Source organism: Roseibium sp. (assembly GCF_039982295.1).
GTDB lineage: Bacteria > Pseudomonadota > Alphaproteobacteria > Rhizobiales > Stappiaceae > Roseibium.
This window is the reverse complement of record NZ_JBDWYP010000045.1, coordinates 184,623-197,485: the sequence shown is the minus strand read 5'-3', so window position 1 is coordinate 197,485 and position 12,863 is coordinate 184,623. Positions and strand designations below refer to the sequence as shown.

Sequence of the window (12,863 nt, the reverse complement as noted above, 5' to 3'; positions counted from 1 at the left end):
CTTTTTCGTTGTGCTGAGACGGCTGCGAAAGCCTGCGATCGGCGGTCTTCCGGCGTCTTCCCATGACAAGATCCGGACAACCTGAAAGTGCCCGAATGCCTAACTTTAGGCCAGCGTTTGATCAGCCAGTAACAACCAATGTGTCCAGGGCCCTGAGCACGCCTTCAACCTCGGCCACCTGTTCATCCAGCATCGCCTTCTGTTCGCGCAGAATTTGCTGCTGTCCCTGACAGATGGATTGCAGTTCGGCGAATTGCTCCAAGCGCGGGGCACTGCTTTCAACGAGCTTGATGACCCTTCGGATTTCCGCAAGCGTCAATCCAATTTTCTTGGCTTGAAGGATCACTCGCATCCGGCCGACGTCACGCGCACCATAAAAGCGGCGCGCCCCTTTTCGAACCGGGTTGAGCAATCCTTTTTCTTCATAGAAGCGAAGCGTACGAAGCGTCACCTCAAAAAGATCTGACATTTCAGAAATAGCCAGAACCTGGCTTTCTGAATTTTCGTCCTGAACAGGTCCTGCTATGTCAGGCACGACGACCATGTTCGTTGCTACACTATTCATTATTTCTTGCCCGATTTTTAGTTTTGTTCGGTGTTCGTCGGCATGTCACAAACACCCTGACACGACGACCCACCTTCGCCGCACAGGTACCCACTAAGCTTGCAACACAAAACCAGCTCCACCCTTTCGACCTTGAGCGGTCTAAAAAAGTGAATCTGGCCGAAACCCGTCTTCACACATCTTTTAGTATGCCATCAAGAACGCACGTTGTGGTTCTCAATCCGCGCCATTTTTTGTGCTTTTCGTTCGAAAAGTCAAAAAACTCCACGTGAGATCATAATATTCTCTTCCCCAGATCAAATCATAGAGTTAGATAATAGCTTCTCACAACCTTTTTTAATACAAAGCAACTTACCGGAACAACACTTTGTATTAATTATCGATAATCTAAACATCGATTCTACCGAATTTCCGGTCGTGAATATTCGAGATGAAACCGATGAATTCGAGATATTTAATTCTTGAATTTTCTATTCCGAATTTAATCATTACTCGTAGTTATACGGTTTAAAAATGTATACTGACATTAATCACAAGTAATGAGAACAGAACTAGGATTTCTTCATCGTTGAACGCAGGAACTCCGGCACCACGGCTTCTTGCTGTCGCCATTGTTTGGGCGGCAGGCCGAACCATCGTTTCGCCGCCCGCGTGAAATTACCTGTCGCGGAAAAACCAACACGATAGGCGATCTCCGATATCGGCGCGCCGGTGTTGCGCAGCAGCTCGCTCGCGAGGTCCCGACGCATCCGATCGTGAATTTCCTGAAAGGTGGTTCCGTTCTCTGCAAGCCGGCGCTGAAGCACCCTGCCGCTCATGCCGAGGTCACGTGCGACCAGCTCGAGACTGAGATCGGCAGACGCAATTCTATGAACGACCACATCCTGAACCAGAGCGGCCAGATCGCCCTGCTTGCGCGTGTCTGCAAGCCTGCGCTCACAGAGTTCGATCAGCGCCTCAAACATCTCCCCATCATATCCGGGGTTGGACTGTGTGAGCTGCTCACGCGAAAAGACGAGCTTGTTGATGTCCGAACCGAATTTCACCGGCCCACCCAACATCTGGCGATAAAGCGATGAATTCTTCGGCTGCTCCCTCCGGAGGCTGGCTTCCAGAGGCGATGACGATGCACCGGCAAAGCCAGTCAGGAACCTTTGCGCGACAATGCTCGCGAACCGGTCGGTGAGCTGCTCGGGTTTGACCACAAGCGGGGAATAGTCCCAGCAATAGGAAACAGTGTCTTTTTCAATCACCACGTCGCAAACGCTCAAGTTGATTGCGATACGGGCAAACCTCGACATGATCTTCAAAGCTTCAAGTGGCGACGGCGCAAATCGCGCGGCCAACACCATCTGTTTCATGCCACCGGCCGGATCCACACTGGTCCAGTTCAGCGAGAAATACGGATCATTGAGCAGACTGGAAACGCGTTCCAGGAACTGTGAGTATTCGACGAGGGAAATATAGCGCGTTGACCATTCTTCTGGCGGACCGAGCGTCAGTCCATACTCAAGCGCGAGCGCCTGGAGATCATAGCCCAGCGACGCCAGGTATTTCTCCAATCCCCCAACGACGCTCCCATGTATCCGAATGTTCTCTAGATTTCCGCTCAATTCCATATCCTGTGCGGGCGCTGCACTGCATTTCTTGGTTCAGCCTGATGACCTAATTTTCAGGTCAAAACCGCTCTCTAAAGGTGTCGGCTCAGAACTCCTCGCGAGCGGCATTGCCGGGCAAGCGGGCCGCGTTATACCCCAATTGTGGCGACGACGTGAGGCGCAACACACAAAACCTGCCAGTCATTTGAACCTATGGTTATCACTCAAACACTTGAGTAATAAGCTTTATTGTAAATTTTAACTATTTATATATTCAACAGGCATCAGCAATTGTGGCACTAGGTGCACGTAAAGATTGACAATCAAGGCGGTTCAAGATTGTTCTTGCGCGGCCTCGACCGAAGGGACGGCGACAAAGGCCTGCATGAAAAGCTGGCGCCAAAACTGGCAAATCCGGGCGAACTGAAGTTAGATGCCTAAATAGTGAAAATGAACGCGCTCTGAAAATGACAGACCGAAATTCCAAAACAAAAGGCCCCGTAATGAGCCCCGACCAATTCAGGGACTGGCGTCGGTCTCTTGGACTGAAACAAAAAGACGCCGCCGAGCAACTCGGGCTGAAGAAGCGTATGATCCAGTACTATGAAAAGGGCAATCGGGACGGGCGCGCGGTCGAAATTCCAAAATCGATTCGCCTGGCCTGCTATGCGCTTTCATCCGGCATTGACGACTTCAACGGAGAAGAAGTCCTTCCCCAGATGCATGGAAAAGAAACCTCCTGAGGGAAGTTTCGATGATTATTTTCACCTGGATGCCCGAACGCGGGCTAAAACAGGCAAATAAGCTGATGCGCGGGGTTTCCTCATGATCAGCTTTTGCCTATAAGACGCGCTCAGCCGACATTGACATTCATCAAGGAACGAGCCCACCCGACAGGTAGCCCCTGAGCGGAAGCGGCCGCTGCGAGCCCCGATGCCAAAACGTACTGACATCTCCTCCATTCTCATCATTGGCGCCGGACCGATTGTGATCGGTCAGGCCTGTGAGTTCGACTACTCGGGGACACAGGCGTGCAAGGCGCTTCGAGAAGAAGGCTTCCGCATTGTTCTGGTGAACTCGAATCCGGCGACGATCATGACCGATCCAGACCTGGCCGATGCAACCTACATCGAACCGATCACGCCGGAAATCGTCGCCAAGATCATCGAGAAGGAACGTCCTGACGCACTCCTGCCGACCATGGGCGGCCAGACGGCGCTGAACTGCGCGCTCGATCTGGAAGAGATGGGCGTTTTGGAGAAATACGGCGTTGAGATGATCGGCGCGCGCGCTGAGGTGATCGAGAAGGCCGAAGATCGCGAAAAGTTCCGCGCAGCGATGGACGCCATCGGTTTGGAAAACCCGCGCGCCGCAATTGCCTCCTCTCCAGCCATTCGCAATGAACAGGGCAAGATCACGGGATACGATCGGGCAACGGGCTTCATGGAGGCCATGAAGGCGCTCGACGACATCGGTCTGCCCGCAATCATTCGTCCGGCCTTCACGATGGGCGGCACCGGCGGCGGCGTAGCCTACAACCGAGAAGAATTTGAAACCATCGCGCGTTCAGGCCTCGATGCCTCGCCCAATGGTCAGATCCTGATCGATGAAAGCCTGCTCGGCTGGAAGGAATACGAGATGGAAGTCGTCCGCGACAAGGCGGACAACTGCATCATCATCTGCTCGATCGAGAACGTGGACCCAATGGGCGTCCACACCGGAGATTCCATCACTGTCGCACCGGCGCTGACGCTGACCGACAAGGAATACCAGATCATGCGCGACGCCTCGATCGCTGTGCTGCGCGAGATCGGTGTGGAAACCGGCGGTTCAAACGTGCAATTCGCCGTCAATCCGGACGATGGCCGGCTTGTCGTGATCGAAATGAACCCGCGTGTATCGCGCTCCTCGGCGCTGGCATCCAAGGCAACCGGCTTCCCGATTGCCAAGATCGCTGCAAAACTGGCTGTCGGGTACACGCTGGATGAACTGGAGAACGATATCACCGGCGGCGCGACGCCGGCCTCGTTCGAACCTTCCATCGACTACGTCGTCACCAAAATCCCGCGTTTTGCCTTCGAAAAATTCCCCGGCTCCGAGCCGACCCTGACGACTGCGATGAAATCCGTCGGTGAAGTCATGGCCATCGGCCGGAACTTCCAGGAAAGCTTGCAGAAGGCCCTCCGCGGTCTGGAAACGGGTCTCAATGGTCTCGATGAGACCGAAATTCCGGGTCTCGGCCAGGGCGACGACACGAACGCCATACGTGCGGCGATCTCGACGCCAACACCAGAACGCCTGCTCCATGTCGCTCAGGCCATGCGCCTTGGCATGAGCCTTGCTGATATCTACAGCGCCTGTGCGATCAATCCCTGGTTCCTCGAGCAGATGCATCAGATCGTCGAGATGGAAGCCAAGGTCCGCGAACACGGCCTGCCCCAGACCACCGAAATGCTGCGCAAGCTGAAGTCCATGGGCTTCTCGGACACGCGCCTGGCAACACTGTCAGACAGCGATCAGAAGGACATCGCAAAGCTTCGTGCGAGCCTGAATGTCCATCCGGTCTACAAGCGCATCGACACCTGCGCGGCCGAATTCGCGTCGCCAACGGCCTACATGTACTCCACCTATGAAGCGCCGTTCATGGGATCGCCGGCCTGTGAGGCCAATCCGAGCGATGCCAAGAAAGTCATCATCCTCGGTGGTGGCCCCAACCGGATCGGTCAGGGCATTGAGTTCGATTACTGCTGCTGTCACGCCGCCTTTGCGTTGAACGACGCCGGCTATGAAACGATCATGGTCAACTGCAATCCCGAGACCGTTTCGACCGACTATGACACCTCCGACCGTCTCTATTTTGAACCGCTCACCGCGGAAGACGTTCTGGAGATCATCCGCAAGGAGCAGGAAAACGGCACGCTGCACGGCGTCATCGTCCAGTTCGGCGGGCAGACACCGCTGAAGCTCGCACAAACCCTGGTGCAAGCCGGTGTCCCGATCCTCGGCACCTCTCCGGACATGATCGATCTCGCAGAGGATCGCGACCGCTTCCAGAAGCTGCTGATCAAGCTTGATCTCAAGCAGCCGGAGAATGGCATCGCCTATTCTGTCGAGCAGGGCCGCCTGATCGCAGGCCAGCTTGGCCTGCCCCTGGTTGTTCGTCCGTCCTACGTTCTGGGTGGCCGCGCCATGCAGATTATTCGCGACGAGGAAGCGCTCAACTCCTATCTGCTCGGCACTCTGCCAGAGCTGGTCCCGGCTGAAGTCCGCGCCAAGTACCCGAACGACAAGACGGGCCAGATCAACACCGTTTTGGGCACAAACCCGCTTCTCTTTGACCGCTATCTGGAAGGCGCTATCGAGGTGGACGTCGACGCCCTTTGCGATGGAAAGGACGTCTTTGTCTGCGGCATCATGGAACACATCGAGGAAGCCGGCATCCACTCAGGCGACAGTGCCTGCTCGCTGCCACCTTTCTCCCTGTCCGACGAGCTGATCGAGGAACTCAAGCGTCAGACCAAAGCCATGGCGCTCGCGCTTGAGGTCGGCGGCCTGATGAATGTTCAGTACGCTATCAAGGATGGCGAGATCTACGTGCTTGAGGTCAACCCGCGGGCATCACGGACCGTACCCTTTGTTGCCAAGACAATCGGTGATCCGGTCGCCAAGATCGCAAGCCGCATCATGGCGGGTGAAAGCCTCGCCTCCTTCGGCCTGAGCGAGAAAAAACTCCAGCATGTAGCGGTGAAGGAAGCCGTCTTCCCGTTTGCGCGCTTCCCGGGAGTCGACACGATCCTCGGCCCTGAAATGCGCTCGACCGGTGAGGTCATGGGCCTGAATGGCGCTTTTTCCACTGCTTTCGCCAAATCGCAAATTGGCTGCGGCACCGGTGTTCCGGAAGAAGGAACCGTTTTCGTTTCCATGCGTGATCAGGACAAAAGCGCGGTTCTGGAAGCCGTCCGCTCCCTGGAAGAGTCTGGTTTCAAGATCATCGCCACGTCAGGAACGCAAAAGTTCCTTGAAGAACAAGGCATTGCCTGTTCCAAGATCAACAAGGTTCTCGAAGGTCGCCCCCACATCGTCGACGCGATCAAGAACGGCGACGTTCAGCTGGTTTTCAATACGACGGAAGGGGCCCAGGCCTTGGCTGACAGCCGTTCCATGCGCCGCGCAGCCCTGTTGAACAAGGTTCCTTACTACACAACTCTTGCTGGTTCTGTGGCCGCGGCAAAGGGCATCGTTGCCTACAAGTCCGGCAGTCTTGAAGTGAGGCCTTTGCAATCCTACTTCGCCTGAGGTTAGTATCATTCTGTTCCGACCGGGAAAGGGCTCCTTTCCCGGTCGGGTTGTTTTTATGACAGACGGTCCTCACGAGGGGGGACCCAATAAGCTGAAGGTCTGAGACCAATGGAAAAAGTTCCGATGACCTCCGCCGGCTACGCGATGCTTCAGGTTGAACTGAAAGAGCGCACGTCGGTCGAGCGCCCGCGTATCGTTGATGCGATCGCTGAGGCACGCGCCCATGGCGACCTTTCGGAAAACGCCGAATACCATGCCGCCAAGGAAGCGCAGAGCCACAACGAGGGCCGAATCGCCGAGTTGGAAGACAAGCTCTCGCGTGCTGAGGTCATCGATGTGACCAAGCTGTCGGGTGATGTCGTCAAATTTGGTGCGACCGTGTCACTGATCGACGAAGACACCGAGGAAGAAAAGCAATACATGATCGTCGGTGACGTTGAGTCCGATGTGAAGCAGAGCAAGATCTCGATCTCCTCTCCGATTGCCCGCGCGCTCATCGGCAAGACGGTTGGCGACAGCGTTGAAGTTGCAGCTCCTGGCGGAGCCCGCTCTTACGAGATTGTCAACGTCAAGTTTATCTGACGCTGACCACCCTCCCCTTCTCCGGTTTGACCTCGCGAAACTTCGGGCTAGACTGTCCGATGTAGCGCATCTCTGCCGGGGAACGGGATGGACATCTTCACAACAATAAGTTTCTTCCTGATCGTGCTTGCAGTTCCTCTGTGGGCCTATCGTATTTTTGCTGCTTACAGGCTGCCAGCGCGTGAGCGCTCAATCCTTCGCAGGCTTATCGCCCGACAGGAAAATGCCATTGCGTTTGGCACACGGATCTTCGGATTTCTCGTGGTTCTTGCAGGCTGCGTTTTCGCGCTGCTCTACGTTCTCGCCTATTTAAAACATGGCAAGATCCGCTACCTGACCTTTCGCGACGCCTTCCACCAGCGCTTCTACTCGGGCTTCGACAGCATCGACCCCTATATCGACATGATGCTCTATAATCAGATCATGCCGATCATGATGCTTCTGACCGTGCTTTTGCTGTCGGTCAGCTTCACACTGGTTATGACGGCCTTGCGGGATATTCGGCTGATCCGCCGCTTGCGGCAAAAGCTCGCCCGCTTGCGTCAGCGCCTTTCACTCGTGTGATCATCATCACCACAACGTCAGGCGTTAGTCCTCTTCGATCGGAACAATCGGCTCATCTTTTGTACGACGGATTGTCAATGCAGTGCGTACGCTGTCCACGTTCTGCGCGGCTGTGAGTTCGCGGATGACGAAGTTCTGAAACGTCTGCAGATCGGGCGACACGCATTTCAACAGGAAATCGACTTCGCCGGACAGCATGTAGCTTTCCCGAACGATGGTCCAGCTCTTCACCGTCTCTTCAAAAGCCATCAAGTCAGCTTCTGTCTGACTGTGCAGCCCGACCATGGCAAAGGCCGTGACATCATAGCCAAGCTGCTTTTCGTCAAGGAGCGTGCGATAGCCGCGGATCAGGCCCGCCTCTTCGAGCGCACGAACCCGGCGCAAACAGGGCGGCGCGGAGATTCCGACCCGGCGGGCAAGCTCGACATTGGTCATGCGCCCGTCTTCTTGCAGTTCTTTCAAGATATGCCAATCAATGGCGTCAAGACGCGCTTTCAATGCAGTCTCCTATTTTCGCCGCAAACCGACGACATTTTGTTTCACGTCGAATTATGATTTTTTGCGCGTCCGTGCAAGACTATAACAAATTCGCGCATGAATCAGAAAGATTTCGATAGGGAAGCTCGGCTGGCGGGCAATAAGGTGTTGATGGCCCGTCTAGAAAGCTGCTGGATCCTGACAGATGGCAAGGCCGGTGATGAAGTTCAGTGCATAGGCGTCGCTGAAGCGCTCGAAGTCCCCTTTGAACTGCGCCAGGTGCGGCCCAAGCCCCCCTTTTCCTGGCTCATGCCCCATGGCCCAATTGATCCTCGCGAACGCCCTTCGGCTCAAGACAGTCCGATCGCGCCCCCCTTTCCCGATCTGGCGATTGCTTCCGGGCGCCGCGCGATCGCCTATCTGCGCCACATCAAGAATGCGAGTGGGGGCAAAACCTTCACCGTTTGCCTCAAGGATCCGCGCACGGGCTCAAAGGCAGCCGATCTCATCTGGGTTCCCGACCACGATGCCCTGCGCGGCCCAAATGTCCTGACGTCTGCCACCGCTCCACACAGATATTCGCCAACGCTGTTGCAGCAGCTTCGTGAAACGCCTTACCCTGAGCTCGACACGCTTGGCCCGCCACGCATTGCAGTTCTGGTCGGAGGCGACAGCCGCCACCACACATTTTCCCAAGATGACTGCGGACGGTTGGCGGCGGGCCTTGAAGCTCTCGCAACGGACCATTCCGCGAGCCTGATGATCACCACCTCGCGGCGCACACCCACGGCACTGGCCGAACGCCTGGCGAGGCTTGCAGAGGCCGGGGATCATTTTTTCTGGCACGGCACTGGTGAAAACCCCTTGGGCGCAATTCTGGCAAAAGCCGATGGAATCGTCGCAACAGCTGATTCCACGAACATGATCGGAGAAGCTGCAAGTACGGGAAAGCCCATCCATGTTTTCCACCCGACCGGTGGTCACAAGAAAATTGAACGCTTTTTGGCGTCTTTGAACACACTAGGCATCATTCACCCCTTCCCCGGGCCGCTGAAAACAACTACCTACGAGCCGCAGAACCCGACGCCCATGATCGCAGACGCAATCCGAACGGCGATGACTGCAGATCGAGCGGGCGCATTGGCGACGTGACGACAGGATTGAAGGCGCAAAGCACATGACAACCGAGCACACAAAGCTTCTCATCATCGGCTCCGGCCCCGCCGGATACACAGCAGCAGTCTATGCGGCACGCGCCATGATGGAGCCCACCCTTGTCGCCGGGATTCAGCCAGGCGGTCAGTTGACCATTACCACCGAGGTCGAAAACTACCCCGGTTTTGCAGATCCGATCCAGGGCCCTTGGCTCATGGAGCAGATGCAGAAGCAGGCGGAAAATGTCGGTACCAAGATCGTCTATGACACGATCACCAAGGCCGATCTTTCTGTCCGTCTTTTCCGCATGGAAGCCGACAGCGGCACGGTTTACACTGCAGATTCCGTCATCATATGCACCGGCGCCCAGGCGCGTTGGCTCGGCCTTCCCTCTGAAGAAGAATTCATGGGCGCAGGTGTTTCTGCCTGTGCAACCTGCGACGGTTTTTTCTATCGCAACAAGGAAGTCGTCGTTGTCGGTGGCGGCAATACGGCCGTCGAAGAAGCCCTGTACCTCGCCAACCTGGCCTCAAAGGTCACCCTGGTTCATAGGCGCGACAGCCTGCGCGCAGAACGGATCCTCCAGGACCGCCTGTTCAAGCACCCGAAGATCGACGTGATCTGGGACCATGCCGTCGACGAGATCCTAGGCGGCGGCATGCCGAAAGCCGTGACAGGGGTTCGCCTGAAGAATGCAAAATCTGGCGAAACCCAGGAAATCTCCGCCGACGGCGTCTTCATCGCAATTGGCCACGCGCCTTCGGTTGAGCTCTTCCGCGGCCAGCTGGAGCTGAAAGCCGGCGATTATCTGGTAACCGAACCGGATTCCACCAAAACATCCATCCCTGGCGTCTTCGCCGCGGGCGACGTCACGGACGATATCTACCGTCAGGCAGTGACCGCCGCTGGAATGGGGTGCATGGCCGCGCTTGAAGCAGAACGCTTTCTGGCCGAACATGACGTAACAGAATCCCAGGCGGCTGAATAACCGCCAGGGAAATCGCCGGACGGGCGGCACGGAGGCGTGAAATATGGACTGGGACAAACTGCGCATTTTTCACGCTGCCGCTCAGGCGGGGAGCTTCACGCACGCGGGCGACACGCTGAACATGAGCCAATCCGCGGTGAGCCGACAGGTGAGCTCCCTTGAGCATGATCTCGGTGTTCCGCTGTTTCACCGCCATGCACGCGGCCTGCTGCTGACCGAGCAGGGAGAGCTGCTCTACCGCACCGCCCGTGATGTCCTGCTCAAGCTGGAGGCCGTCAGGGGGCGTTTGACCGACAGCAAGGAGAAACCATCCGGCACGCTCAAGGTCACAACCACGGTCGGCCTTGGCTCGACATGGCTGACATCGCGCATCAACGACTTCATCGACCTCTATCCCGACGTCGAACTTCAACTCATCTTCGATGACGATGAGCTGGACCTGGGCATGCGCGAGGCCGACGTGGCAATCCGCTTGCGGCAACCGACACAGCCCGATCTGATCCAGCGCAAGCTGTTCACGGTTCACTTCCACGTGTTTGCCTCCCCCACCTACCTGAAACGGTTTGGCACACCCACGGCGATCGAGGAGATCGACAAACACCGGGTGATCACGTTCGGAGAGCAGGCACCAGCCTACTTGCGCGACATGAACTGGCTACAGACCGCGGGGCGCCCCGCGCTCGATCCGCGCAAGTCTGCGCTGAAGGTCAACAATCTGGTTGCGATCAAGCGGGCAGTGCAGGCCGGTGTCGGCATAGCCATTCTTCCCGACTACATCATCGAGAAAGACACCAACCTGGTGCAGGTTCTCAGTGAGCTCGAGGACAAGGTGCCTTCCTTCGATACCTTCTTTGTCTATCCGTCCGAGCTCAAGAACACGGCCCGCATCACGGCCTTCCGCGACTTTCTCGTTACAAACGCGGAAAACTGGGCGTTTTAGTCCACCGTGGCGTTCTGCGGTGCATCAAGCTATTTTTGGTGCACGCATAATAAGCATGCAATATTTTCGCGCAGGACGCACATCATCTGCAAAAACAACCCCCACGCCTCATTCTTTAGGCGACCTCCGCACACACCCTTAAGCAAAAAAAGGCCGGAAATCCGACGCTTTTGAAGCATTCAAACAAGAGCTATTAACTTTTTGCATAGCAGCCCTGCAGGACTGCCTCTTGTTTCAGCAGCTTGTGCACTGCATATAAGCATCACTGTTGGTCTTCTGACGTCGCACCTTCCTCCCAGCGACGTCGTTTTCCAGCTGTTCCCCTCTGGAAGGTGATTCTCCTGCTTCGGCAGTGAATCAAACAAACTGCCGGATCCTCTGGATCCGGCGTTTTTTTGCCCTTTTCACAGCGCGCGAAATGCCCTCGCCAGCGGAACATTAAACTTCGTTCACATTTGCGAAATTCTTCTCCGGACGTCTGGCGAAACACAGGGCGCCTCACCACATCAGGTGTGCGGATGAACAATCCGCGCCCCTCCCCGACAGAGACGCGCTTCCCCCGGCGCCTCTCGAAAAAAGGGCCGGTCGTCAGAAGACGCCGGCCCTTCTTTTTTGAAATGCTGCAGGATCACATGTAGAGCGCTTCGCCCTTCATGTCCTTGTAGAGCTCCGCAACCTGTTCGCCGTAGCCATTGAACATCAGAGTATTCCGACGTTCGCTGGTGCCAAGCACCCGCTCGCTTGACTGGCTCCAGCGCGGATGCGGCACGCCCGGGTTCACATTTGCCCAGAACCCGTATTCCTTGGACTGAATGGCTTCCCAGAGGCCAACAGGACGTTCCTTGACAAAAGAGATACGGACAATCGACTTGATCGACTTGAAGCCGTACTTCCAGGGCACCGCAAGACGCAGCGGGGCACCGAATTGCTTCGCCAACGGCTTGCCGTAAACGCCTGTCGCCATGAAGGCCAGATCATTTGTCGCTTCGGCCAGGCTCAGACCCTCCACATAGGGCCAGGGATACCAGCCCTGTTTCTGCCCCGGCGCGACCTCGGGATTGTGGAACGTTTCGAACCTCAGATACTTCGCGTCGGAGGTTGGCCCGGCCAACTTGACCAGTTCGGCCAGGGCAAATCCGGACCAGGGAACCGCCATCGACCAGGCTTCCACACAGCGGAATCGATAGAGGCGCTCCTCGAGCGGCATTTTTGCCAGAAGCGTGTCGATGTCGATGGTCTGCGGGTTGTCCACGAAGCCATCGATCTGCACCGTCCAGGGGCGGATCGGCAGGGCCTGCGCTGCGCGCGAAATTTCCTTGTGAGTGCCAAACTCATAGAAATTGTTGTAGGTCGACGCGACGCTTTCCTGGGTTAGGTCGCGGTCCAGAACAAAGGTTTCATTGCGCTGCACCGGATAGAGACCGGCACTGGGGTCCTCTTCGGCCAGGGCCCGGCCCGGATTTGCAGCAAGAGCACCAAGTCCGAGAGATCCCCCTGCGACGCCCGCAAGAAACTTGCGGCGGTTCCAGAACACCGCTTCCGGCGTTGCCTCTCGCTCTGCGATGGCCCAGGGTTTCTTGTGAATGACATTCATGGCTTTGCTCCTCGTTACCTGCCAGAAAACCCGAACTGACGTTCAAGTGCAAATAACGCGGCAGTGACTTCGCGGCTCCCCTCCCGCCGCCGCCTCTCGAT

The 12,863-nt window shown here is 56.4% G+C and carries 11 protein-coding genes; 7 read left to right on the top strand and 4 right to left on the bottom strand.

Features of this window, described 5'->3' with window-relative positions; translation table 11 throughout:
• Positions 1 to 121: 121 nt before the first annotated feature.
• Positions 122 to 565, bottom strand: coding sequence for a MerR family transcriptional regulator (locus ABJZ52_RS09275; protein ID WP_348191640.1), 444 nt, complete (start codon positions 563 to 565; stop codon positions 122 to 124).
• 551 nt (positions 566 to 1,116) lie between these two features.
• Complete coding sequence (locus ABJZ52_RS09270) at positions 1,117 to 2,178, bottom strand: helix-turn-helix domain-containing protein (protein WP_348191643.1); 1,062 nt, start codon at positions 2,176 to 2,178, stop codon at positions 1,117 to 1,119.
• Positions 2,179 to 2,666: 488 nt separating this feature from the next.
• Between ABJZ52_RS09270 and ABJZ52_RS09265 the strand changes: the two genes are divergently transcribed.
• The 4 genes from ABJZ52_RS09265 to ABJZ52_RS09250 all read left to right on the top strand — a co-directional run bounded on the left by ABJZ52_RS09265 (position 2,667) and on the right by ABJZ52_RS09250 (position 7,608).
• A complete protein-coding gene (locus ABJZ52_RS09265; protein WP_348191646.1) occupies positions 2,667 to 2,906 on the top strand; it encodes a helix-turn-helix transcriptional regulator in 240 nt (79 codons plus the stop codon).
• Between the two features lie 190 nt (positions 2,907 to 3,096).
• Positions 3,097 to 6,459 (top strand): carbamoyl-phosphate synthase large subunit, encoded by a 3,363-nt coding sequence (gene carB / locus ABJZ52_RS09260; RefSeq protein WP_348191648.1) that lies wholly within the window; start codon positions 3,097 to 3,099, stop codon positions 6,457 to 6,459.
• A 111-nt stretch (positions 6,460 to 6,570) separates the two neighbouring features.
• Entirely contained in the window at positions 6,571 to 7,044 is a 474-nt protein-coding gene (gene greA, locus ABJZ52_RS09255) for a transcription elongation factor GreA (RefSeq protein WP_348191651.1), read from the top strand.
• A gap of 87 nt (positions 7,045 to 7,131) precedes the next feature.
• Complete coding sequence (locus ABJZ52_RS09250; RefSeq protein ID WP_348191653.1) at positions 7,132 to 7,608, top strand: hypothetical protein; 477 nt, start codon at positions 7,132 to 7,134, stop codon at positions 7,606 to 7,608.
• A gap of 24 nt (positions 7,609 to 7,632) precedes the next feature.
• Here ABJZ52_RS09250 and ABJZ52_RS09245 read toward each other — a convergent pair whose 3' ends face one another.
• Positions 7,633 to 8,106, bottom strand: a complete 474-nt coding sequence (locus ABJZ52_RS09245; RefSeq protein WP_348191656.1) for an Lrp/AsnC family transcriptional regulator — start codon at positions 8,104 to 8,106, stop codon at positions 7,633 to 7,635.
• Between the two features lie 96 nt (positions 8,107 to 8,202).
• Here ABJZ52_RS09245 and ABJZ52_RS09240 point away from each other — a divergent pair, with 96 nt between their 5' ends.
• Genes ABJZ52_RS09240 through ABJZ52_RS09230 form a run of 3 tightly spaced genes read left to right on the top strand, consistent with a single transcriptional unit; the run spans position 8,203 to position 11,168 of the window.
• The gene (locus tag ABJZ52_RS09240; RefSeq protein ID WP_348208345.1) at positions 8,203 to 9,237 is read left to right on the top strand and encodes a mitochondrial fission ELM1 family protein; all 1,035 of its coding nucleotides are present in this window, start codon (positions 8,203 to 8,205) and stop codon (positions 9,235 to 9,237) included.
• A gap of 25 nt (positions 9,238 to 9,262) precedes the next feature.
• Entirely contained in the window at positions 9,263 to 10,228 is a 966-nt protein-coding gene (gene trxB, locus ABJZ52_RS09235; protein WP_348191662.1) for a thioredoxin-disulfide reductase, read from the top strand.
• Positions 10,229 to 10,271: 43 nt separating this feature from the next.
• Positions 10,272 to 11,168 carry a LysR family transcriptional regulator gene (locus tag ABJZ52_RS09230; protein ID WP_192108645.1) on the top strand — a complete coding sequence of 299 codons (897 nt, stop codon included), beginning with the start codon at positions 10,272 to 10,274 and terminating at the stop codon, positions 11,166 to 11,168.
• Between the two features lie 628 nt (positions 11,169 to 11,796).
• Here the strand turns inward: ABJZ52_RS09230 and msrP are convergent.
• Positions 11,797 to 12,762 carry a protein-methionine-sulfoxide reductase catalytic subunit MsrP gene (msrP, locus tag ABJZ52_RS09225; RefSeq protein WP_348191665.1) on the bottom strand — a complete coding sequence of 322 codons (966 nt, stop codon included), beginning with the start codon at positions 12,760 to 12,762 and terminating at the stop codon, positions 11,797 to 11,799.
• Positions 12,763 to 12,863: the final 101 nt, after the last annotated feature.